Origin of the sequence: Flavonifractor sp. An112, from assembly GCF_002161085.1 — a bacterium.
Taxonomy (GTDB): domain Bacteria; phylum Bacillota; class Clostridia; order Oscillospirales; family Oscillospiraceae; genus Flavonifractor; species Flavonifractor avicola.
In genome coordinates, this window is the sequence record NZ_NFLU01000001.1 from 44,850 (window position 1) to 70,482 (window position 25,633).

At 42.4% G+C, this 25,633-nt stretch carries 13 protein-coding genes; 11 read left to right on the forward strand and 2 right to left on the reverse strand.

What is annotated here, in order from left to right:
* The 11 genes from B5E56_RS00285 to B5E56_RS00335 all read left to right on the forward strand — a co-directional run bounded on the left by B5E56_RS00285 (position 1) and on the right by B5E56_RS00335 (position 21,518).
* Positions 1–3,585, forward strand: a complete 3,585-nt coding sequence (locus B5E56_RS00285; protein WP_087387646.1) for a hypothetical protein — start codon at positions 1–3, stop codon at positions 3,583–3,585.
* 12 nt (positions 3,586–3,597) lie between these two features.
* A complete protein-coding gene (locus tag B5E56_RS00290) occupies positions 3,598–4,755 on the forward strand; it encodes an aminotransferase class V-fold PLP-dependent enzyme (protein ID WP_087387649.1) in 1,158 nt (385 codons plus the stop codon).
* On the forward strand, positions 4,752–6,530 hold the full coding sequence (locus B5E56_RS00295) for a hypothetical protein (protein WP_087387652.1): 1,779 nt from the start codon (positions 4,752–4,754) through the stop codon (positions 6,528–6,530). Before B5E56_RS00290 ends, B5E56_RS00295 begins: the two co-directional genes overlap by 4 nt.
* Before the next feature lie 13 nt (positions 6,531–6,543).
* Positions 6,544–8,067: a hypothetical protein gene (locus B5E56_RS00300; protein ID WP_087387655.1), complete on the forward strand. Its 1,524-nt coding sequence runs from the start codon at positions 6,544–6,546 to the stop codon at positions 8,065–8,067.
* Positions 8,064–13,667 (forward strand): helicase HerA domain-containing protein, encoded by a 5,604-nt coding sequence (locus B5E56_RS00305; protein WP_087387658.1) that lies wholly within the window; start codon positions 8,064–8,066, stop codon positions 13,665–13,667. Before B5E56_RS00300 ends, B5E56_RS00305 begins: the two co-directional genes overlap by 4 nt.
* Positions 13,660–14,493 carry a DUF4007 family protein gene (locus B5E56_RS00310; RefSeq protein ID WP_087387661.1) on the forward strand — a complete coding sequence of 278 codons (834 nt, stop codon included), beginning with the start codon at positions 13,660–13,662 and terminating at the stop codon, positions 14,491–14,493. Before B5E56_RS00305 ends, B5E56_RS00310 begins: the two co-directional genes overlap by 8 nt.
* 15 nt (positions 14,494–14,508) lie before the next feature.
* Positions 14,509–18,705, forward strand: a complete 4,197-nt coding sequence (locus tag B5E56_RS00315; RefSeq protein WP_143383094.1) for a hypothetical protein — start codon at positions 14,509–14,511, stop codon at positions 18,703–18,705.
* Between the two features lie 49 nt (positions 18,706–18,754).
* Positions 18,755–19,738, forward strand: coding sequence for a helix-turn-helix transcriptional regulator (locus tag B5E56_RS00320; protein WP_087387667.1), 984 nt, complete (start codon positions 18,755–18,757; stop codon positions 19,736–19,738).
* Positions 19,739–19,947: 209 nt separating this feature from the next.
* Positions 19,948–20,481 carry a GDSL-type esterase/lipase family protein gene (locus B5E56_RS00325; protein WP_087387670.1) on the forward strand — a complete coding sequence of 178 codons (534 nt, stop codon included), beginning with the start codon at positions 19,948–19,950 and terminating at the stop codon, positions 20,479–20,481.
* On the forward strand, positions 20,478–20,858 hold the full coding sequence (locus tag B5E56_RS00330; RefSeq protein WP_087387673.1) for a rhodanese-like domain-containing protein: 381 nt from the start codon (positions 20,478–20,480) through the stop codon (positions 20,856–20,858). Before B5E56_RS00325 ends, B5E56_RS00330 begins: the two co-directional genes overlap by 4 nt.
* A 21-nt stretch (positions 20,859–20,879) precedes the next feature.
* Positions 20,880–21,518 carry a hypothetical protein gene (locus tag B5E56_RS00335; RefSeq protein ID WP_087387676.1) on the forward strand — a complete coding sequence of 213 codons (639 nt, stop codon included), beginning with the start codon at positions 20,880–20,882 and terminating at the stop codon, positions 21,516–21,518.
* A gap of 64 nt (positions 21,519–21,582) precedes the next feature.
* On the opposite strand, the gene B5E56_RS00340 is transcribed toward B5E56_RS00335, so the two are convergent.
* Positions 21,583–22,452 carry a hypothetical protein gene (locus tag B5E56_RS00340; RefSeq protein ID WP_087387679.1) on the reverse strand — a complete coding sequence of 290 codons (870 nt, stop codon included), beginning with the start codon at positions 22,450–22,452 and terminating at the stop codon, positions 21,583–21,585.
* Complete coding sequence (locus B5E56_RS00345; RefSeq protein ID WP_242958695.1) at positions 22,442–25,519, reverse strand: RNA dependent RNA polymerase; 3,078 nt, start codon at positions 25,517–25,519, stop codon at positions 22,442–22,444. The genes B5E56_RS00340 and B5E56_RS00345 overlap by 11 nt, the downstream gene beginning before the upstream one ends.
* Positions 25,520–25,633: the final 114 nt, after the last annotated feature.

Consider the following 25,633-nt stretch of genomic DNA (forward strand, 5'->3'; position numbering starts at 1 on the left):
ATGAAATATGATGAATTAATTGAGGTCAAACAAGGTTTTCAAGCTTCAGTCAATCTTGAATATGACCTTAATAAAACCGGAAAAGTCCAGAGTTATATCCCTACAGAGCAGTCTGTAAAAGTTCTTGGAGCCTTCTTGCGTTCGTATTATTTTAATGCGGAAACTCAAGATAGAGCAACTGTTCTGATTGGCCCTTACGGTAGGGGAAAATCGCACCTTTTGTTAGTTCTATCTGCACTAACATCTTTGGATCTTCGTGCCCGTACAGCTAAAGAAAGAAAAAAGGCACATGAAATTCAGATGGAACTCTGCGAAAAAATTGAGCGGGTGGATAAAGAAGTTGGCGCACTATCAAAAGCAATTGTCGAATCTAAAATTAGAACTTTGCCCGTAATTATTAACAGTAATTCTACAGATATAAATCAGTCGTTCCTTGTGGCGATTAACGACGCTCTTGTCCAAGCGGACTTGCAGCAACTGCTGCCCACCACATATTTTGACTCAGCTATTACTATGATGGATAAATGGGCAACTAGTTTCCCTGACGCTTACACAAAGCTCAAAAAAGAACTTAAGCGTAGAAAAACTACTGTGGAAGAACTTCGTATTGGACTTAAGCAATTTAATCAAAAGTCGTATCGTCTTTTTTGCAAATGCTATCCTGAGGTCGCTGCAGGAACAGAATTTAATCCATTAACGAACATGGATGTTGTAAAGCTCTATATGGCTGTAACAACGGCTCTTAATGAACAAACTTCTTATTGTGGAATTACGATTATCTTTGACGAATTTAGTAAGTTTTTGGAAGCGAACCTTGAAAAAAGCAAAATGCTTAATTTCAAAATCATCCAAGATATGGCTGAAGCTGCATCACGTAGCAAAGAAGCGCAACTTCATTTTACATGTATTACACATAAAGATATCCTTGACTATTCTTCGAGTGACAGTTTCAAAACAGTTGAGGGTCGTTTTAAGAAGATTCGCTTTGTAGCTTCTTCTGAGCAAAGTTACGAACTTATTGCTAATGCTATCATTAAGAAAGAACCTTTTACAGAGTTCAAAGCCGTTCACGCAGACGTCTTCAAGCATGTGGCAGACAGTTCTGCTATGACGAGCCTTTTTTCAGACTTGTCGTCTGAAACATATAACGATAAATTAGTTTACGGATGCTTCCCATTGTCTCCGTTGAGTTCCTTTGCTTTATTGCATGTTAGCGAATTGGTCGGACAAAATGAACGAACTTTATTTACGTTTTTGGCGCAGCAGGACAAGTATACATTCAGAGATTTTATCGGAAGAGAGCACGAAAATCTTCAATGGATTACTGTTGACTATATTTATGACTATTTCGAGGAACTTTTTAAAAAAGAAGTCTTTAACGCTTCCGTGCATGGCGTATGGGCAAAAACGGATTCAGCCATTAGACAAGTATCCAATCAAACTCAACTTAGGATATTGAAAGCGATAGCTATAATCAACATAATTGGCGACGAAAGACTCAAGCCGGTTCCCGCCCACATTAAAGCTGCGCTCCTCATAAAGGACGAAGACTTTGAAAAGGGTACTCGTGAATTGTTAAAGAAGCATATTCTGTCACAGCGTGATTCATCTGAATTTGTTCTTCTAACTGCCAATGGTGTAGACGTCCAGCGTAGTGTGGACAACTATGTGAAGACCTCTTTTTTATCCAAAATCAATGTTTGCGAAACCTTATCCAATGCCTGCGAACTTGGTTATGTTATGCCTCGTGAATATAACGATAAGTACAGTATGCTTCGTTGCTTCAAGACAATTTACATGGACGCCAATGCATTTGCTCAATGTAAAAATGGGAATTCTTTGCTGAGTGATAATCCGTATGACGGTTTAATCATTAATATTGTCAGCTCAGAATCTTCTGCAATGGAAAAAGCAATTAAACGAATCCAAAGTTTTGCTTCAACTCCTCAGATTGTAATTTGCACTACAACTCACCCATTTATGTATGAGAGCCTTCTCAAGCAGTACGAAGCAGTTAAGAAACTGCTGGAAAACAGCGAAGATCCTCACTTTATTGAGGAATTGGAAATATTCGGAGAAGATATTCAAAAACGCATTCAGAATGCTGTTTATACGATGTATTCTCCGTCCAGCGAATACAGCACGTACTGGACTTGTAATGGTAGTTTGGATATTAGTCGACAGGTAGAGTTAAACCACGCAATTTCCAATATTTGTAGCAAATGTTATAACATGACTCCGGTTGTAAACAATGAAATGGTTAACAAACGGAAACTTAATACGCAAAACACCAAAGCAAGGGATCTGGTAATTGCATGGATTCTTCAACATGCAGACGATAATTTTATTCCTTGCATGGAAGGTTCAGGCCCTGAGGTTAGCATCTATAAGTCTGCCTTTAAGAAAACTGGATTAGATATTGCAGCGACTGTCGATGATCCCGGAATGAATGAAGTCCTCAGAAAGATCGATGAGTTCATTAGAGGAAGCGAGAAAAAGAAATGTAATTTCCATATGTTGTATCAGATACTGATGTCTGCTCCCTATGGTATGCGTAGAGGCATCATTCCCCTATATATTGCCTACACTATGCGCCAATACAAGGAAAGCATCGTTTTGTACTTCAAAGGGAAGGAAATTGAACTTTCTGCAAGTGCCCTTAGCGGGCTAAATGACAGTCCTGCAGATTATGAGATTCTTATAGAAACTGGTACGGAAGATCGAGACAACTATCTGAATAAGCTTCAGCAACTTTTCGAAAAACACACTGATGCCAGAACTCCCAGCATCAATCGTGTTTATACGATTGTGAAGAGCATGCAAAATTGGGCACGTTCTCTTCCTGAATACACCAAAAAGTTTAAGCACTATCTAGATAATGGTGAAGAGAAGACACTTGACACTGGTATTGAAACTGTTCGTAATGATCTGCTTCGCTTTGAGATCAATTCCCAAGAGTTGATATTCGGAACATGGCTTTCCAAACTAAGCACCAATGAAAACTTAGATGAGTGTTTTGCAGTGGTTAAAGGTGCAAAGGAGTTGCTCGACGCACATCTACGCACGTATAGAATGGAACTCAACAAAAAGCTAACTGCAATGTTCATGCCTGGGTATCAAGGGGGGCTTTCTCGTGCAATGATTGCTTGGTATAAAAAATTGCCAGAAGCCACCAAGACACATGTTTTTGATGCGGATGCAAACGCACTACTCACCACTGCTGGAACGATAGATTCTTATAATGATGATGACTTGTTAGACACTCTCGTTTCCATTTTTGCAGCTATCGCCATTGAGGACTGGAATGATAATTCTGCAGAAGGTTTTATTAAAAATATCTCTGACGCCATCGGACGGATTAACGAGTATGTTGAATCCAAGTGCAATGGCCAGGACGACAGCCGACTACTTATTACTATAGATGGCGTTCAAGTCGAAAAAACATTCACAGCAGAGGCGATTTCCCCGCTTGGCAAAACAGCATTTAACAATTTGAAATCCATTTTCGAAGAGTATAATGATGCCCTTGAACCCGATGAGCAGCTTGCAATTCTTGCGAAGTTAATCGGAGAAATAATCCACTAAGGAGTACCCAATATGATTTATCTGGACAACGCTGCTACCACATTTCCAAAGCCAGAATGTGTGTATGACAAAGTAAATACTATTCAACGCACTATTGCCGTCAATGTCGGACGTGGTGGGTATAGTGTCGCCTCTGAAGCAATGCACATCGTAGATGAAACCAGGGTACTTATGGCAACGTTTGTGGGAGCAGTGAGTCCGGAATGTGTTGTCTTCACCCCATCTGCTACTATTGCAGCAAACGAAATAATTTACGGTCTGGAATGGGATTCGTACAAAAATGTCTATATAACCCCTTTTGAACACAATGCCATTGCACGCCCTTTGAATACGATAAGTGAGCGGTACGGAGTAAAAGTTCGATTATTGCCTTTTGATTCTCAAACACAGTCTATTGATATGGTCGCTCTTGAGCAGACTTTTGCTCTGAATCCTCCCGATTATGTTTTTATAAATCATGTTAGCAATGTAACGGGGGCGATTATACCAATTAGAACTATCGCAGAAAAAGCGAAAGAATACTCATCTGTGGTTATTGTCGATGGTTCTCAATCTATTGGTATCCTTCCGCTCAATTTAAAAGAAACAGATATTGATTTTCTCATTTTTGCCGGGCATAAAAACTTATATTCATCTTGGGGAATTGGTGGTTTTATTGCAAATACAAACTATAAGATTCACCCTGTCCTTGCAGGAGGAACGGGATCGGATTCATTAAATCTCAAAATGTCCAACACTTATCCAAACGGATTTGAATTAGGCAGCCCTAATATTATTGCTATTGCAAGTTTGAATGAGTCACTAAAATGGCTAAACAAGGTGGGCATCAATTGCATCGAAGAAAAGAAAAACAGTCTTACCCAAAAGTTGAAATGTGGATTGCTTGAGGCAGGAGCAACAGTGTATTTACCATCTGGCGATGCAAAACATACCAGCGTTGTTTCGTTCAACATCCCCGGGTATGAGCCCAATGAGGTGGGGTCAATCCTGAACGAGGATTTTGACATTGCGGTACGTGCTGGTTTTCACTGTGCCCCTTATATTCATGAGTTGATAGGCACACTTAATACTCACGGTACTGTAAGGGTAAGTGTAGGATACTTTAACACAGAGGCTGATATCGACGCCCTTATAGCCGCTGTAACAGATATTATGGGGGATCAAATATGAATGACTTTATAAATTATTTGAACTCGACAAACAATGTTGGCGGCAATTCCACCGGCTCCCTCGCCGAAACACAAGTCAAGAGTAGCTATTATGACGCTGTGAAGGTTGACCGGAAACTGGGTATCTATATTACTGATTGTGTGAAATCTGGGAATCACAAGGCGTTCATTCTTACCGGTCATGCAGGTGACGGAAAAACCAGTATTTTGGTCCAAGTTTTGAAAAGTCTTGGTCGGTTACAGGAATGTGAAGGTTTGTGTGTACAAAAAGAATATGATGATTTTCTGTACTACAAAGATATGAGCGAAATTGCTGCAGAAAAGCAAGTAGAAGCGCTCAAAGCGACAGTAACAGCACCTGAAAGAGGAATGACCAGCCTGTTAATTAGTAACACTGGACCGTTATTGAAAGCGTTTGAGGCCTTAATACGGGAAAAAAAGGAAACCAGTGGTCAGCAGTTCTCTGATGGCGACCGTATGGAATTACAGTCGAAACTTCTGACTCAATTAGATATTAACGAGGACCAAAGTCTCAAGATCGAGGGATATGAGTTTGTTCTTGTAAATATTGCTCGGGTAGATAATGTACCTTTTGCAGTCCGCATTCTTAAGAAGATACTTGCTCCTCAACTGTGGGTTCCCTGCACAATATGCTCGTGTGCTGATCATTGCCCAATCAAAAACAACTATGAACTTATTACCGCCCAATTTGACCGTGTAGCTCAATTTATAGAAAATTATTATCGTTTTCTTTACGAAAATGACAAGCGAATGACGATTCGGCAGATGGTAGGGCAAATTAGTTATGCGTTGACTGGCAACCTCACTTGTGACTATATCGAAAGTAGACACTTGAAAGAACCTTTCTTTATCTATAACTTTGCAAATCTGTTCTTTGGGTATAACGGCTCCAAAAGAGCAAAGGATGCGGCTCAAATTAAAGGTGTTGAACAGATTCAAAACCTTGAATTGGATAGAATATCACTTGATATAGATTATTCATTGTTTGTTCGCAATGACTATTCCTGTTTTATGCCTAAAATCCAAAAAGAGTTAACTGCTCTTACGCAAAGATATCGAAAGCACTATCAAATCACTGACGAAGAGCAACTCCTTGATGAAAAGAAACACGAAGAAGAGCTCAGGCTTCGTGGAGCTGTTAGGCGATTTTACCTTCTTTTCAGTCTGTGCGAATCAGATGACGATGTAGATCATGTAATGAATCAAATTTTCGGCAAGTCTTATGCCGATTATAGAAAACTAATTTCAAGCAAACAATCTAATCTCACGCTTAGGAACATGCAAGGAATTGTTTTTGAAGCCCTTTATATTAAAAATACAGGTTACTTACCTGAGAGTAAAACTAATTTGCCACTTACCCTACGTCGAGAAGGTGATGTATTCCAAAATGTTATGATTGTCCTGGGAGAAGTCGGTAAAAGCGATCTAAAAGTAATTCAAGAACGGTCAACAAATCAATTTGAAGATGTAGATAATAAGTTTGATCTGTACTTGAAACTTGGAGACAAGAAATTTAAGCTTTCGCTTCCGATGATTACATATTTTAATAATCTGATTGATGGTGCAATTTCTTCAAATAACAATCCAGCGCTTACCCACGGAATAGCCCAGCTTGATGCACTTTTGCTTGAGCAATTTGGTGAAGAACCTCCAGAAACAGAAGAAGATTGCGAATTGACAGTAATTATTAATACAGCAAAGGGGCAAGAGATCGAGAGGTTTGCCTTTGAAAACAAAAAATTGAGCATTCAGTAAGGAGGGATTGGGTGTGAAAATGTATCCGGATGTTAAAATTGGCAAAAAGGAATATCCTCTTCAAAGCATTCTCTTTGGACATCGCATCCAGCCCAGTCAGACAAAGTACGAGTATCTTATTGAATTTCTACAGGTTGCAATTGCTGAAAAGCGAGGAGCAAACAAACCATTAGAGGCTCCTACCTTCACCACAACAGAAATGTTTCCCATTTCGCAGGCTGCAGATGGACAGTTTCGATACCTACCAAAGTTAAGAATTGGTTTGAAACGCTTTATTTTCCTACCTAAGAGCAAACTTGATGGTAAAGCTGAGGTAGACAAAGACGCTTACAAAGAATGCGTAAAAGTTCTCGAATCTCAAATAACCGGTGGTAATGCTACGAAAAAGAAAAATAGCATTACTATTATTCAAAATTTGCTTACTGGATTTAGTGCAGTCAACCAAAGCCGGTCATGGTTTGATCAGAATGTATTGCCAATTTGTCCCGAAGTAATTTTACCCGAAGGAATGGGAATCAAAAGTTGGCGTCAGAAACTGCAGTTTAATGTGAATGATCCAGAGGTCGACGAAAAATTTGATTATCACAAATATACCTATATGTGCCGTGGCGGAGAAGTGTACTACTTGCATCTTCTCAATGCTATTGCAGAGCACCCTGAATACAAAACGGTAATTGAATTACGCTTAAACGAAATGATCACAAGTTTTCCTCAATTCTCTTATCTTTGTAATTTTGTGCAAGGGAATTGGGAAGAATACTATGTGGCTAGCAAAGAGGTAAAAACAGTTGAAAAAAGACTTGGCATTATCCCTACCTCGTTTGCCAAAAGAAATGAGCAGACACTTAGCGAACTCCAGAATTTCTTGAACAGCAAGTCCCACCCATTTGAAAAAATGGAGACCCTAGCAAATGGAATTATTTTACAAATAATGAGAATGATGTACCTTGCTGCAGCCACTGATAACGAAAGTAACTGCTGGGTGATTGATGTCAACTGCGCTGGTCACGAAAACATCGAGGCAAAGAAACGGGCTATCGCTGCATTCAAGCATAATGAGGAAGTTATCAGCACTTATCTGTACCATGGGCTTGAGGAATATCGAGATCTCTTGGACGATAAAAAGGATGACCAGGCTATTATAAAGGATGCTGCAAACGATTCCTACCGACTGTTCCGGAAACTCGGCAAAATGATAGGAGTCATTATTCCCAATACCGGCAAAGGAATGCGATTCTCTTTGTCGGAAGACATCATTAAGTTCTTGGTTTTATCTATTATTCCACCGAAGCAGATGATTACATTAGATGAATTTGTTCATCAACTATATATCCATTTCGGTATGGTTATAGGGCCTGAACAATATAAAGCCGAAATAACAATAGGTTCTGTTGCGGATGTGGGGGATTATTCATTCCTTAAAGCTAACCTTGATGCTTTTGGGCAAAAACTAAAAGACTGTGGCTTCTTACGCGATTTATCTGATGCTACAGCTATCGTAGAAAATCCTTATGAAAAGGAGGATTCAGCTAAATGAGACAGTTGATTACAGTAATAACAAATCAGATCCTCCATCAGATCAAAACAAACGAAATAAATATGGTTCGTTTGGAAAGCTTTGATAATCCAATTATTTATAAATCAGTATGTGATACCCTTCGAGTAAGTGCCAAAGTCTCTAACTTTGTGGCAAAGCTTACACTTGAAAAATATAATCAATTTTTAGCTGCTGAAAATGCAAACTGGATGCAGGCGCTTATGTACCTCCACAAGGGCACAAACATGGTTTACGATGAAAATCATCCGGCCATCTACGCTCAAAATAGTTATGTGGATTTCGAGCAGGCAATTACAAAATGGAGAAATGAATCTCCCAACATGCCAGAAAATCAGACTTCTCTTATCCTATTGATGGGCACGGAGGCAGCACCTGACGATGCAGGTAGTTTGAAAGATACAACCTTTGTTATTTCCCCTCGAGAAATCATTGCACTGCTGAACGCAAATTATAGTGATTGGTTTGCAGACATTCTTGCTGAAAACTCGTTCGATAATGATGAATCTCGTAAGGCGATTCACACGCTATACCGCGCTCTTTTTAGCTGCATTAATATTAACATTTTTAAGCTCAGCGAATTTATTGATAGCTTGCATAACATGCGCTTTGCATCGTGCCAGGAGCTGATCGGCTATATTTGTGAAACGCTTAATGTAGTCTGGGGCGTACCAAGTATAGTTTCTACAAAATATGTTCCAAAGGCGAGTAACCTTAGCAAAGGAAACCTTACTTCTGCAAAAATAATTACAAGTGCTATTAAGTTTATTGAGAGAGCGGATGACATACCTTCAGCGTCTGCTTTGAAAAAAATTAAAGAGAAGTTTGAAAAGTATGCACTCGACAAGGATATTGATTATACCGCGCCTTTCCCAACAGATACAGCACTTTTTCCCGATTACAACGACTTTGAGGATTGCGTTATTAATTTTATGTGCGGAATGGATTTGAAGACAAACCGTACAAAGTTACTTGCTGTTGATTATGCAATTATTGAACAAATAATTGGAACAAAATTGCCAGCAAAAACTTCTGAAAAAGCTCCAGTAGTAACCGGAGCTCCAATGGATGCGTATTCTCGAATTTTTTTGGATATTGCAAATCTATTTCATAATACCTACAGTTCATATCCTACACATTTCTGTGTTCGGGTAGATAGAATTTCGCTGTCTGACTGCATTGATGAGCAAAAAGAAGAAACATTTAGAAATGTATGCAATTTCCTTGGGGGTATCTTAGCTTTTTTTGACAGTTGCAATTTAGTAAATGAAGGAAGCCAGGTGACCTTCTCATATGAAAATGATATGGATCCCTTTGATTTCACTAATCACAAGTATGTGATTGATAGGGTTCGTAGCACCGGAAAATGGGGAGACCCTTGCAAAATTCATTTTACTGTAAAGGCATCAAATGACGATAAGGCTCACAGTTACGAATTTAAGTGGGCATTTTCTCCGTATGCTCCCTGGTTAAACGCTTTTTCTTATCTTGGAGATGTTTTGTTCCGACAGGGCGATATTTATACTCTGCCAACATTGGTCCACTGTAAGAACATTCAGGATTATTTGCGGTGTGAAAGCGAAGACGAGTTTTATGCGCAACTGAATCAAATAGATGATGAAGTGCGGCAGCAAGAACATGTCAGAGCGGTTCACAAGTATTTCTCTGGCGATAAGGCCGAAGCAATCTTTGACAAGCTGTGTAGTGATTTTAAGAATTTTGCTATCACACTTACAGACCATGGAATGTACTCGGCGCTGGATTCCTTGCGCATACTTGTAAAAACATATACTGATTTAATGCAGTATATCCATTCAAACTATAGCAACTTCACTGATGTCCAAAAGGAAAAAATCATTCTATTGCTTAATAGTTTTACAATTGCATCTAATTCAGATGTGATTGAAAAATGTGATATGGGTGAAGTCTTGTTCCCTGCATATCATCCCGTTATGCTTGAAAAGATTGACGCACAGCAGCTGTTTCTTCGCGATGGTTTTGCTGAACTTGCAACGTCAAAAATAGAAAGCAATACTCGGCATGAGAAAGTTATTGGTAAACTCGCAAACCTTGTTCAGTTGTCCTCCATCACTCAGGGTGCAGATTTTGTAATTAAGCGTTCTTCTAAGAATCTCACATGTAAGAGCATGTGGGAGTATTTTGGTGTCTATTTTGGTTCGGATACATCCAGCGATCTGATTTCCGGAAATGCCTTCAGCAGCAACATTGTAACAGATGATGAGGATGCATCTGCAATGCTTCATGCAACACCAATTTCTGGAATTGTTGTGCGCAATGTGATGGACTATATTCGAACCTTCCCTGCAAGAGTAGACGGTCTTAATGTTGCATTCATTGCCCCATCTAATATGCAACATATTGTTGCGGCTATCCACTCTATTGCAAAGCAGTTAGAAAGTAATGACACATCAGCAACGATAAACCTTAGAATCGTTTGCTTAAATAGCAAGAAAAATTCTGCAACTTATCTCAAAAGATGGCTGGATAGTTATTTCGACGATGAGCGCAGTGTAACCGTAAACACATTTTTGCGCAATATTACAATTACGGACAAATCTGATACAGAAGCACTTGAAAAGGTGTTGCAAGATTGTGATCTGTGTTTCAATTACGATATTCTCAAAGCTGCGGATATTTGGTTTGACAGAACTGGCGACGAAATCATTGATAAGGAACAAGCTAAATTCCCTATGACCTTCACGCCAGATACGATATCTGCAACACATGGAATGTCTCGAAAAGTAAGTATTTCGCAGTTCCAATTCCTTGCAGCCAAGGAGCAGACGCAAGCAAACTTTATTGTTACGAATCCTTATAGCCAGGAAGGTATATATCGCACCTTCAGAACACTTGAACTTACGGATATTCAAAATCACATTATTGAGCTTTCTCACAATGCGTGCAAATGGGTTGTGTGTGTTGACCCGGCAATTGACCGGAAAATGCTCGAAAACTCAAAAAGTAGGATTATTGGTTTCACTACTGGTGAGGGAAACTATGGCGAACTGAATGTAACCGTTTCTGCAAGAAAGGATATTCTTGTTGATATTAAGCATATGCTTCAGAAGCGCATAAAAGAGAAGTTTTCAAATTGGGATGAAGATCGTCTGGAAAAGGCGGCAGAATACTGTGTAGAAGAGTTGTCAAAGTATATGGACGGTAGCCGTATTCTCAAAGCGCTGAATCCCTATGACTACGAGATTCATAGTTTCCTTGCGTATATTCTCACCATGCAGATGCTTGGCCTTACAGAAGCCAATGATAATTATGCTGTCAGAGCACTTATAAGTCTAGATTCTTATAAACACTGGTTTGCCGAAGATGATGAACTTAGTAAGGACAATAAGCGTCCCGATTTTATGCTTATTGAAATTCCCAAAACCGCGCATAATCTTGACCCTGCACAAAATCTGAACATTCACATTAAGATCATTGAATGTAAGATGGGATTCCAAAACGATAATCACATAGTAAAGGCACAAACCCAGTTGGAAAAGGGTCTCCGTACAATGAGCGCAAATTGGAACCCTAATAACCAAAGTATCATGCACCGATATTGGTTGAATCAATTATACCGCGCAATTATTTTCTCTCCACTCAATCTGGAGAATACTTCTGATCAGTACGAGACCATCCGAAATAAAATCTATGGCATCCTAAGCGGTAAATACCAGATCGAATGGAGTGGAGATATTTTCGCATTTTGGCTGGATTCCCATTCGGAGACGCCTGAAGAATGGGAAATCGAATCACCACTTTCTGATGAACTATCTATGGCTGGAATTACTTTGAATGAAATGTTTTGCCATAATTGTGGCCAGATGTATATTCAGAAAATGCTCCTTCCACCTGAAGAGCGTACCTCCATTTTTACTCACAATGAGATTATTTATCCCGAAGTAGATATGGAGTCGGATGAAGAGGAATTAGATATCAACGATGAGATAACGTCCCAAACCGTAATAGTTGCTACAGGGGAAACCATTCCGAGTACAGCGAAAGTATATCTTCCTTTCTTAAATTATCTGAGTGACAGGAAAGACCATACGAGGCACGAATCGTTACAATGGTTTTCTTCTACTTTTGGTATTTCGCTGGATGACCAAAGGCTCACCTATGACAACGGACACCGCAAATGGGAAACTGTTCTCGATGCAACTATAACATTTTTCAGAAAACAGGGACTTTTAGCGAACAGTGAGAAGGGCTCTTTCCATTTAACTGAAGTAGGGTATAACTTTTCAGAAGTTGCTGAATCTCTTCTCAACGATCGGTCTTTTGAGACTGCAATTGTAGTATATAGGGAAAATCTCAAAAGCACTGAATCGGACAATCGCATTGATGACAACGAGGTATGCGATTTCAATGACAATACCACAACTGAAGAGGAACCCATTATCGCAGAGGATACATCGGCTCAGTCGTCAAAGCCCTTGCTGTCTGATGTAAGATTCCTTATCGGCGAGGATTTAAGAACCAAAGAAAAATACTATTGGGAGTTTGGCAATAAAAGCCTCAACAACCGCCATCTTCTTATTAACGGTAATTCTGGCTGTGGTAAAACCTATTGTATCCAGACACTGCTTATGGAAATGGTTCGTGCTGGCGTATCCGGAGTCGTATTTGACTATACGAGTGGTTTCACTCCGGATAAACTGGATCCATTGTTTATTCAGGAACTTGGTGAAAAAGTACAGCAACGGGTTGTTTATCTTGATAAGATTCCTGTTAATCCGTTTGCTCGTCAAATCGTAAAGGTTGGCGGATCAGAAGGTCTTGAAAAGGATGTTTCTATTGCAACAAGAATTGCAAATGTATTTACTACAGTATACGGATTCGGCGGGCAGCAGAAAAGTGCTCTCTACAAGGCAATCAAAAATGGTCTCCAGCATCATGGGGAAGCAATGTCTTTTTCTTATCTTGAGGACGAGTTGAATGATGTAAGCGCAAAGCAAGCTGAGACTGTTTTGAGTAAAATTCAGCCATTCCTTGATTTGGAGCCTTTTGCGGAGGATGAAACGTTTACCTGGGGATCGATTCGAGATAGTAACGGAATGGTCTATATTATGCAGCTTGATGGTTTTGACCGCCCCACACAGTTGCTTTTGACAGAATTATTGTTGTGGGATATTTGGAATTACTGTGTACAAAACGGAAATGAGGAACATCCTTTTGTAATTGTGCTTGATGAGGCACAGAATCTTAGTCATGATGCTGAATCTCCAAGTGCTAAGTTCCTAACAGAGGGCCGAAAGTTTGGTATCTCTGCATGGTATGCAACGCAGTTTATGAAGCCGCAGCTTTCAGATGATGAAATCCAGAGACTTCAGCAAGCAGGACAAAAACTCTATTTCTGCCCTCCTGATGACGGTGTAATGACAGTTGCCAAGAACATTGACATCGATGCTCAGGGAGCAAAAGAATGGGCGCCAAAACTTAAAACTCTGAAGAAGGGTGAATGTGTTACCTGTGGGAATATGGTTAGAAACGGTAAATGGGCTAAGTACGAACCCAAAATTGTGAAGGTTACAAGTTTTCAGGAGAGATTAAACCATGACTAACAAATCTTCCTTGGAGTTTCACGAGACCTTTAAGCCAGAAATACCTTATATCTCAAAAATACTCAAACTAGCATCAGAAAAGTATTCTGGCACAAAGTATGAAATCAGCGATATTAGTGGAATCCCTACCGGTGAACAAAAAGGAAAAGTGGAACCGCACATTAAGTATGCTAGTTTTATGGGGTTAATTAACTTCTCATGTGACAAAGGTATTTACGCCTTATCACTAACGCCTTTGGGCGAAGAAGTCTTCGTGCAGGATCCGTACCTGCACGAAGACCTCACGCTCTGGATTTGCCACTATTGTATGACAAGAAAAAATTTCGGTGCTCCACAATGGTCGTATTTAATACAGGAAGCACACCCAGGCATTGGAGAATCTCTTAGCCAGGATCGATTATTTAATTTGGCCAATAATTGGTGTGGAATTGCTGTATCAAGTTTGAACAAGAAAGTATTTTCTGTTGTTAGAGGCAGCTATACAGACGGGATTTTTTCTCGTTTAGGACTTATTGAATGGGGTAGTTTAATCTCCTTCATTGAGCAGACTGAAAAGATGGATTTAACATATGTATATTCTTTTGCACTGCTTGACAGTTGGGATCGCTTATATCCAGGCAAACGAGAAATTACCGACTTTGATCTGAAAGACGGTATTGGTTTTGGAAAAATATTTGGTTTCAATGAGGATGAATGCAATTATGTTATCGACTCGCTAAGTGACGAAGGCTTACTCACAGTAAACCGACAGTTATATCCAGCAACAATTATTCGAACCGCTAATGTGGAAAGTGTAATTCCCTTGTTGTATAGCCGTTTGTTGTGAGATAGAGGAGGCAGTATGAAGGTTAAAGATTTAGTCAGCTTTAGTAAGGAAACGTTCTTCAACGGTGCTGTTCAAACCGAATGGTTTTACGATGCACAAAAAGCAAAAACCGTTGCGGAAAGTTATGTTTTCCATGGACCTAAATACTATGGTGTATCTGCTTCAGATGTTAAGGCAGGAGAACATCGCCTGATGGATACTGCCTCCTTTGCTCAAACCATTGCGCACAAACTCTACTCCCCTACCCCTGGGAACAGTTTTGTGATGACTATTGCAGGATACGGTACCGGTAAATCACATCTTGCAGTGTGTCTTGGAACTTTATTTTCCAGTACAGGTGCACTCGCAGAATCTATAGTATCCAATATAGCATCTGCCGATGAAGAGATTGGTACTTATATCAGACAGAACAATGTGAAGAAAAACCTTGTTATCGTTCTTAATGGAATGAACAACTTTAACCTGGACGCTGAAATTTTGCGTTGTGCAAGGCTATCACTTTCACAAAACGGGATTAGCGATGAACTGTTAAAAAAATTAACAAAATCTTATGACGTTGCTCGCCATTTTGTCAATCGGACTTTTTCTATATATCAAAACCAATTTGAAGAATGGGCTCTTAAGGTCGGCATAAACATCAGTGGACAAGCACTGAAGGACTATTTTGTATCCCGAGTGGAAAATGATAGCCAAGTACTTACCACAATCAATAATGTTTATAAAGAAGTGAACGGAGACAGCATTGCATGGGACCGTGGATTATCTGCGGGAGATGTTTTGTTAACTCTTCAAAAGGAATTGTGTGGAGATGGAAAGCCATTCAATAAGGTGCTCTTGTTATTCGACGAGTTTGGACGATACATTGAATACACTGCTGCAAATCCAGCAATTGCAGGTGAAGCAGCGCTTCAGCAGATATTTGAAGCAGTTCAGTCGGCAAATGGAAATATTGTATTCGTTGGATTTATTCAAAGTGAGTTAGAAGCGTATCTTGCAAGAATTGAAAAAACATCGAATATCACTCGCTATATTGCTCGATATCGGACAGCAAGCGAAAATCTTTTTTTATCTTCAAACTTTGAAACGATACTTGCTAATGTTTTGAAAAAATCAAACCCGGAGTTTAACAGAGTGGTCGGCGGATCGGTAGGTAGGTATGAAAACTATCACCTAAAGATCAAACATGCCCTTACAAGATGGGATCGTACATCGACTAAAAAGAGTGTATGGATAACTGACGAAGTCTACAAAAATGTTATCTTAAACGGGTGTTATCCGCTACATCCTATTACTGTTTGGCTCTTATCCAGTTCGCATCAATGGATGCAGCAACGATCAACACTGGCATTTGCGTCAGAGATGTTTGATGCAGTAGCTGAAGCAGAAATAGATAGTGCATTTTTGCCATATGTTTATCCGTATCAAATCGTTGATTCGGGAATCTTTGGCGAAATGCTCAACTCTGAAGAGAAGGGTTTAGTATCAAGTCAATATTGTATGCTTTATCGAGACATCCTCGTAAAGGTTGGTGATAAGCTTTCAGAACTTGAAAAGATAGTTCTAAAATCTGTGCTTGTTGTCAATATAGGAAGGATGGCATTCTACGATAAAGTTGATGCTTTAAAAGCAATTCAACTGTGTTCCAATTGCAAAGAAGATGAAGTACAGCATGCGCTGAAATCGCTTGAAGAAATGCACGGTGTTGTTGCATTTGATGACCATGCAAAAACATATGACTTGATTGCAGAGGCCAATGGATTCAATGAATTCAAACGTATCTTTGCAAGATATCGTATTGGAGTAAAGACATCTATTGATGACATTGATGAGCCCGCGATAAAACTCATGGCATTAGATACTCCTGTAGAAACATCATTTGCACAGGAACACCATATCTCATCAACAGAATGGATGTTTAACAAACAACTGCTTGACTGTCGTGAGATTAGTGAAAATTATTTGCGAAATGCAATTCGGAACATCACTGAAAATTGCGATGGTGAAAAAGCAAGAGGCTTACTGATTTATGCCTATTGTTCAGAAAATATTACTTCAGAGATTAACCGGTTAAGTCGGCTTTATCGGGAACTTGATTTGGCGAATTTTCCAATTATTATTTTGTTTTTGGATGACCATGATAAGGAAATGCTTATAGCCTTGACTATAAAAAAGTCGTTGCAGAAATTTTCTGCTACGGATAAAGAAAGATTCCGCAAACATATTTCCGATCAGTTGCGTACACAGAATACTAAACTTTGTCGAAAATTCACAAATTGTGTTTCACAGAGAAATATGATTGGCATAAACGGGCTGGAAAAGTATTCCATGCGCATTAATGCATTATGCTCGAAAAAGTTTGATATGCTCTACACAAAAGCAGTTCCGTTTGTTTTTGATGGATTTGAGAACAAATCGAAGACTCAGGCGAAAACTACACTTGCGCAAGTATGTTGTTACTTGTACAATCGACTTTTGATGAACCAACAAGGGTACAACGCACTGGCATCAAAAGATAAAAATCGTGTAAATTCAGTATTATCTGTATCAGCGCCGTTTGCCTGGAAAGTTTATGATAATCGATGCCAGCTTGTTGAGCCCGGCAATCCAGTCATTGTAGAGATTATTTCAGATGTTGTTAGCGTACTTGATGACGGAGAACGTCATTCTGTATATCAACTATTTTATAAATTTGTACAGGCTCCCTATGGAATGAATGAAAACTCTATCTCATTGTTGGTATCGTATTTCATTGCATTCCAAGAAAATCGATACTTCTATTATTATGGCATGGAAAGATTAATGCCAAAACATTGGAGCACAGATAAAGGGAAATTAAAGGTTCCTGAATTCAAGAAGATTATTATACAAAAGAATGCAAATGCAAACATAGACGTTGTAGCGGAATTATGTGATAAAATAATGAGTAATACGGATGTTTCTAATTGTGCTAATTTAAAAAATAATCTTACTATTCTTGTGGCCCAAGAAGGCGAAACGGAGTCTAATCAGTACAAAATTGGCCAAGCTATTACATATTTGGATGCGGGAATACGGCTTGAAAAGAATTTTACTGACCAGTTTGTAAAAGTTCAAAAACATATCGACATCCTGAAGAAACAATTTAGAATTATACCTCTTATCAAGATATTTGATTTGATACCGGAGATTTCTGATCCTATCGAGGAAGGATTGGGGTATGTCTATACTGAAAAACAAAAAAATGATGTGCTTAAATGTCAAGCCGTGATAGATCAGATGCTTACTAAATTTTATCTTCCTACGCTGAATGCTCTGGATTTTAAACTTGAGGAGCTCTCTGAGAATCAAAAGAGGTATAGACGTGCAGCAGAGATTCTAAGAGAGCATAATTATGGTGACTATGCAGATGCCACAGAAAAGCGTTTGATCGAAATTGAAGAGTCTCTTCGAGCAAAGCAAAAATATGAAAGTTCCTTTGTAGAATGTGAAAAAGATCTTACTCAGAGTAAGAATCTCTTCAAATTCGCAGATTGCGAAGAGATGGAAGCTAAATTGGATGGATGGGTTGAATTTTTTACTAAAACTAATGAATTGCCAAACGATATTATTGCCCCCCTCAACACACGCATAAAGAACGCAAAATACGAGCTACGCCATAAGAAAGAAGAACTGTTGAATGAATATGTAACTGTAATTGATAATGCTTCTACAGCCAAAACTGTTATACAGCTTCGCCAGAGCACCTTAAAAATTTCAATGTTAATGCAAATGCAGCTTGGCTCAGATTCTGAACAAATGCTCCTTAAAGTGCAATCTGACATAGATGATGCAATTCATCAAATTGAGACACTGCCACATAATCTTGATAATTTGAATCAGTACATCGATTCGTTAAATCACATACAGCATAGGTGCTTGAATGCAATAAAACACGGAGCAAACACATTACAGACAGATTTAATTCAAAAACAAACTATTTGGGTAAAGCGATATGTTGAGGAAGCAGAACGTAGTTATAAGGGTATGTCAGCCATAGAGTGTCAAAATTGGCTTGATAAAACCGCATCTCATCCAACATACCTCCAAGCATCCATTGTCGAGAGATTGATTAAGATAAGAGAACTTGTTGAATCACAATTACATAGCTGTCGAATTGAAGGGTTATTGACAATGTATGACAAGTTATCAGAAAGTGAAAAACAAACATTTAAAAAACTACTTTTAACTCGTTGATCGAAAATTACCGGCCACAGCATATGCTGTGGCCGGTAAGGAGGATGCTATGGAGAACAGTGCAAAAATTAGAATATTATATCTGATGGAGATCCTCAATAGGTTTTCTGATGAGGATCATCCCTTGTCTACAAGTCAAATTATTCAAAAGCTTGAGGATCTATATGGAATAACAGTTCATCGTACTACTGTGCCGAAAGACATTTCTATTCTTCAATCATACGGTGTAGATATTATTATAATAACATCTACACAAACAAAGTATTATGTTGGAAAACGAAAATTTGAGGAGCCTGAGCTCAAGTTACTAATCGATGCTATTGAGGCATCAAAGTTTATTACAGCAGAAAAAAGTGAAGTCCTCATTTCTAAAATCAAGGAACTTACCAGCGAGTATAAAGCTCAGACACTTAAGCGGAATATGTATGTAACGAATCGTATCAAGCCCGAAAATGAGCAAATTTATTACATTGTAGATGCAATAAACGAAGCAATTAATCGATCGCAAAAAATATCTTTTCAGTATTACGAGTATACAGGTCTGAAGAAAAAAGTGCTAAGAAATAATGGAGAAGTATACAGTATTAGTCCCTATCATCTCGTTTGGAACGGAGATTTTTATTATGTTATAGGCTTTTCCAATAAACACAGCAAAATTGTTTCTTTTCGAGTTGATAGAATTGCGACCACACCCAAAATATTAAATATAGTTGCTGATCCTGTTCCAAGCGATTTTGATTTAGCAAAATATACAAAAGAAGTTTTTTCAATGTATGACGGGAAGTCTGTTCTTGTTGACCTAAAGTGCGATAATTCCCTTATGAAAGTAATTATAGATCGCTTTGGTGAAGACGTGACTGTACTCGCATATGATATGACTTCATTTCGTTTAAAGATTGAAGTATCTGCCAGTCCTACTTTTTATGGTTGGATTTTTGGTTTCGGTGGAAAGGTGCAGATTCTTGGACCAAAGCAGATCAGAGATGAATACGCAATGATGGTTTCTTCGGCACAAGCCAACTTGGAGGAGTAATGAGGACTATATTCGTACAGCCTGTGCTGTGAGAAACATTCCGGTAGGTAGGTGCAAAAAGGAAACCAGGATTTTGAACTGTGCAGTATTTTTCTACTTAGGTTTGGACAGCTGAGAGGCAATGAGACAACACATATGCAACATATTCTGCTGACAGGAGTTTCCAACAACTAATAGACTAATATGACACAGAGAAGAGGAAAAGTAAGATGAAAGTCATCTGTTTTGGTGACTCCAACACCTACGGCTATGACCCCCGAGGCTATTTCGGCGGATGTTATGATGCGGATGGTCGATGGGTAGATATTCTGGCTACAGAAACCGGCTGGACAATCTACAATATGGGAGAGAATGGACGAGAGATCCCTCTTGCTGTTTTTGACTTCCCAGCTGATACAGACTTGCTGATCGTTATGTTGGGTACTAACGATCTGCTCCAAAGCAGGAGTCCGGAGCAAACCATCGAGAGGCTGGAGCGATTTCTCTCTGGCATTTCCCTGGATCGAAGCAAGATCTTGCTGATCGCACCGCCGCCGGTGACTCTGGGAGCATGGGTGCTCAGCCCGCAGGTTATTGATTACTCTCATACCTTCGTCCGACTCTGTCAGACCCTGGCGGAGCAGTTGGGCGTTCGCTTTGCCGACGCTGGAAAGTGGGACATCTCTCTGGCCTATGACGGCGTACACTTCACGGAGCAAGGGCACAAAGCCTTTGCCGCCAGACTTCTGGAGGAACTCAAATGAAACGAATGATCCCCCTGTTGCTCTCTCTACTGCTGCTCACCGGATGCAGTGGGAACACCGCCGCCGGCTCCTACCAGCAGATTACCCAGGAAGAGGCTAAAGAGATGATGGATACCCAAGAGGTCATTGTCCTGGATGTGCGGGAACAGGACGAGTACGACAGCGGCCATATCCCCGGTGCCGTGCTGCTGCCGGTGGGTACTATCGATGAAACCACCGCCGCCGAGGTGATCCCTGAGAAGGACTCCACAGTGCTAGTCTACTGCCGCAGCGGAAACCGCAGCAAGACCGCCTCCTCTGCGCTGGCGGACTTAGGGTACACCAACATCTACGAATTCGGCGGCATCAACACCTGGCCCTATGAGACGGAGTCGTAAGAGCCGCATGAGGTATCAGCCATGAAACAGATGACCTGGGATGATTATTACGGAGGCTTCTACGACTGGTCACCCAGCACCCAGAAGAACTATACCTACCGCCTGTCCGATTACGGGTCGGCGGGCGAGGTGTGGGAAGTGGCACAGGAACTGGCCTTTCAAGATGAAGCCTTTGCCACAAAGTTTCTGGAAAAGGCGCTGGCCGCCGGCGTCCGCTTTACGCCGGATCAGGTGCTGGAGATGATGGGTACGGTGGAGGAGTCTGTCCTGAGAAAAACTGCGGAGCGGACAGATGTGCCCTTTGATCGAGAACAGCTGGAAGAGATCTACATGATGATCGACGACGCCTCCTTCCAGCGGATCTCCCGGCGGGCGAAGATCAACGTGTTCGATGACGAGCCGGCTGCCTATGAACAGCCGGAGCAGGTCCAGTACATCCTCCCGAAAAAGAAAAAAGTGGGGCTCTTTACTGCGTTGGCCGCTTTCGCAGCGGGTTCCCCTCTGGCTGGCCAAGTCAGGAAGAAACACGACGGGCATTGTGACGGCGACTGCGCCAACTGCCCGCCCCACTACGGGTATCGCTATGGGCGATGGTACTACGGAAAAGGCCATCAATACGGCTGTGAATTCGGCGGCAACAAGGGAGACGGAAACCTGTAAGGAGTATAAATCTACGTCGCCTATACAAAGAATACGGGACTGGCCGGTTGGCCAGTCCCGCCGTTTATTTGGGCAGATAATCCGCTTTTACTCGATATCGGCTAATACCGAAACTATTGCTCCGCTCTATGACCTCCCGGGGGAGTTGGTTCAGATACTTCCGGCCAAAGTTGGTATCGCCGAAGTAACAGTCAAAATTGGTCACAGGGAGTACTACCCAGTCGCCGTCCTCCGGGCGGTTGGCCAGGTAATAAGCCACCAGAGTAGGCAGGACATTGGAAGGCATTTTCTCAGGGCGAATCTGCTCAAGTCTCTTTGTTAGTTCCGACGGCAGTTCAGGTTCTGTGCGGCGCAGAGGACCCAATTCCAGGGCATCGGCAATCATATCATCAAAGCGGATCGTCCACGCACCTTCCGTAGAGGCGGAAAGAGCCTTGGTTTGGTATTGGAGCACCTTGATGCGCCACACTCGGTCAAACCGCTTGCTTAGCTCGCCGGCAGATTCCGCATAGTTTTTACGGATCAATTTCGGATGCTCGGTGGCAAACCGCATAGCCTGATGGAAGTGGCGACTGAACCAGCCCCAGCTATCCTTGTCCACTAGTTTTGGAAACTGTTCGTGGAGTGACGCAAAATCGGTGCGGTGCTGCCAATCTTCTTTCAGCTTCCCGCCTCCCTCCGGAATGCTACACCAGGCGCACAGACCATCGTAAGCAAAACCGATTCGTTCTCTCGGATCACCTGACAACAGCGTACCATCCGAAGCGTGAAACAAAAAGCCCCGTGCCAGGATGGTTAAAATACGGTTCATGCCGCTGAAGTCTCGCAGGGCCTCGAAGGTAAACCGCCCCAGCCAGGTGGTGTCCTTTTTACCAGACGCCCGGTACTCTACCTGCTCCGTATAATCTAAAAATTCCTGCCATTCATTCAGCATGGGACACCTCCAGTATATTGGGCTCCAGCGCGTCCAGCAGCAGATCCCACAGCAGGTTCCGCTTGCCCAGGGCCTCCACGTAGCGTACAGCCATCTGTGGACGCACGATCTCATTCAGCAGTTCCCTGCACCGGATAGATACCGCCTCCCGGTAGTGTTGGGAATTGCGCTTGCTAAGATACGCCTCCATCAAATCGTTAAATACCGTTGAGTCCCCAGGACGGTGTAGCTGCCGTTTCTGCTGCTGCTCATTCTCCTGCAGAATATCACAAAGCAAATCGCTCAGAATACGGTATCCACCGCTGCGGAAATCGGAAAACAGGTCAAACAGTGGTTCAAACTCCGGCAGCCAGGTGAGAAGGAACTGCATTCTCTGCTCTTCTGTCAGAAACTGCCACTTGGCATTATCCAACGCTGCCCAGATTTCCTCCACTCGTTCCGGAGGCAGCTTTCCAAGTTGGGCGTACAGTTCGTCCGTGTCCCAAAACTCCTCCTGCCCTCGGGCAAAGAGAATTCGTTCAATATCGCTCTTTCGTTTCTTTTCCTTAGGCTCCACCCGGCAGGCCCGGATGCGGGACAGGCAGGCTTCATAGTCAGTCAGCAGTGCGGAGACCCGCTCCAAAATCCCTTGGTCGAGATGCTCCTTCCAATCCGGCTCCTGGGCAAAGGTGAAAAGTTCGCTGCTCTTTGCCGGTTTGGATTTGATGGCCGGCGTGTGCTTTCCCAACTGCAGGGCCAGATAGGGAAGCCGCTCCAGATTGGAGTCCACCGTATCCCAGTCGATTCTTTCAAAGAAGGCTTTCATACGCTGCTGGTGGGTGGGCTCATACCAAGCCCGACGTGTCTCCTCCGATTTCTCCACCAGATTTTTATACTGCAGGAAGGGGGTCCGCTCCACCCGCCGCTCCTTCAGGTACTCGTCCAGGTCCGGGCGGATTCCACTCTTAGCAGAATCAATCTCCAGCCCAGTCAGGATGGCCAGTACCTCTGTCTCCTCCCGGAAACGTCTGCGCTCCTCTGCGTCGGAGTTTTCATTGTAGGCAATGATGCTGCGATCCAGAGCGGCGTTGCAGATCTGTCCCACCCGGGAGGAGAAGGTGCCCCGTACCACCTCAAACCGAGCCTCCCAGTCGTCCGCGTTTCGAATTAGGGGCTCCGCTGAAGGGATCATCAGCAGCGGGATATTTGCTTCGTTGGAAAGTGCGTCATCCGCAGTGTGACGAGATGCCTCATAGTTCCGGCGGACACACTCATTCAGAATGGGGTCAGCGATGGTCTTGATCATATCCCCGTCATAGTCCGCACCGCCCAGCCGTTCCGCCGCCAGCATGGTGGAGTCCACCATAACAAGATCCGCCAGATGGTGAAAGAACATGTGACGATACTGCCTCTTCTCTTTTTTCGCATCGTAGAAAGAGAGTTGTAGTTCCTCGTTTCTGGCAATGTGCGGGTTGCGCAGCAGGGTACAGGTTTCTCCATGAGAATATGCCGCGCCAGGCGCATAGAAAGCACTGACAGCAAAACGGAAACTTTTTGTTATTTCGTAATATGCTTTGTCTCCTTTCTTCTTGGGCACCGATTCCAGCAGAAAACTAACGAAATCCAATAGATCCCCAGAGAGAAAGCGGTTGTCACCGGCCACAATCAGCCGGCCCAGAGCATAGTTTTTCAAAATCTGTTCTGCCCTGGCATCCAACTCCTGTTGATAGATGGGTTCGCCGATCATCCGAGGATTCTTGCGCAGAATTTCTCCCAGCAGGTGATCCCGATTTTTGCGGAAAGGCAGAATGCCCCAGCGGTTCATACGTTTCAGAAAGTACTCCTGCTGGAAGTCCCTATTGGCCCGGAAGTTGTAGTAGGCCACCTCAGTCTGTTTGGTGAGCCAATTCCGACCGTCCTCTTCCGGACTGTGATCCCAGCCATCGGGAAGATCTCTGGGGCGGAATTCATCCTCTCGGATTGAAATGGTATTCAAAAACTGATAGTTCAGTTCGGTGTGCGTTTCTGGTTTCACCTTGCTGACATTGGTGATGTACAGAGCGTGGCGGTAGCGCCGGAAGGCGTCCCAGTAGTCCTCCCAAGTCATCCCGCTGTCTTTCAGCCAGCCAAAGCCCTTGAACATACTCTTGGTGAGGATGATGTCCACATCCTTGATCTTATGTTCATGTCCCCAGATATCGGTGATGGTTTTCTGTCCGCAGAGATCCAGAATCCAGTGGAAGTTTACCTGATGCACCATTCCCTTGATATAGGGCAGGCGGATCTGAAAAGAGGTGTGGACAGTGCTGCCGCAAAATGCCCGGTCTACCACCTTTGCGTATCGTTTGGAAATGAGGCCCTCCCCGTCAAAACAGGTGATGGGTACATCCATCCGCCGCTCCACCCGGTGATACTTCCGGGTGCTGTCCTGCGTGCCGTCATCCTCCACGGTGATGACCGGGACATCCCTGGCTGTCACCACCGGATTGTCCACCACAATGACACGGTGGGGCTTATCGATATTGATCCCGTCCAGCCGCACACCGCTGGAGAGCATCAGCCCATTGTAGGCGTAGAGTTTGCTGAGTTGACAGTCGCCGATGGTCATGTCCATCTGGATGCGGCGGCGCACCTGGTAGTACACATCCTCCCGGAGAAAAGACAGTTTGCTCTGGCGGCTCATGCTGTTGGATCGCTCGAAGGCGAGATAGCGGCGCACCCCAGCTCCCAGATCTAAACACACACCCTCCGGGCGAAACATGTCCCGTGCCTTCTCCTGGCGGATCAACTGCCGTGGCAATGTACTGCTGCGGTCAAAGATTCCGGAGAAGTCCATGTAGAAGATCACATCGGACAGGCCGTCAATGAGCCGGTCATCTGTGGGTTCGGAAAAGTCGTCTCCCTGCAGAACGCACATGATCTGGAAGAACAGTGCGTTGCTGTCCTGCTCGTGAAGGGCGGAAAAGCACTTGCACTTTTCGGTCGCCGCCCGGTCAAGGGCAAAGTTCCACCGTCCGTTTTCCTGCGTGGCGTAACTCATCACCGCTCGGGCGGACAATTCAAAAACATGGTATTTGTTCTGGGGCATCTTCTCACCTCCCGGTTCCTTCTATTCTATCACAGATCGAAGGCAAAAAACGCTATATAGACACTGCTCCCACAAATTTTGTGGGAGCGTTTTGTTTTGGATAAAGAAGGAGGA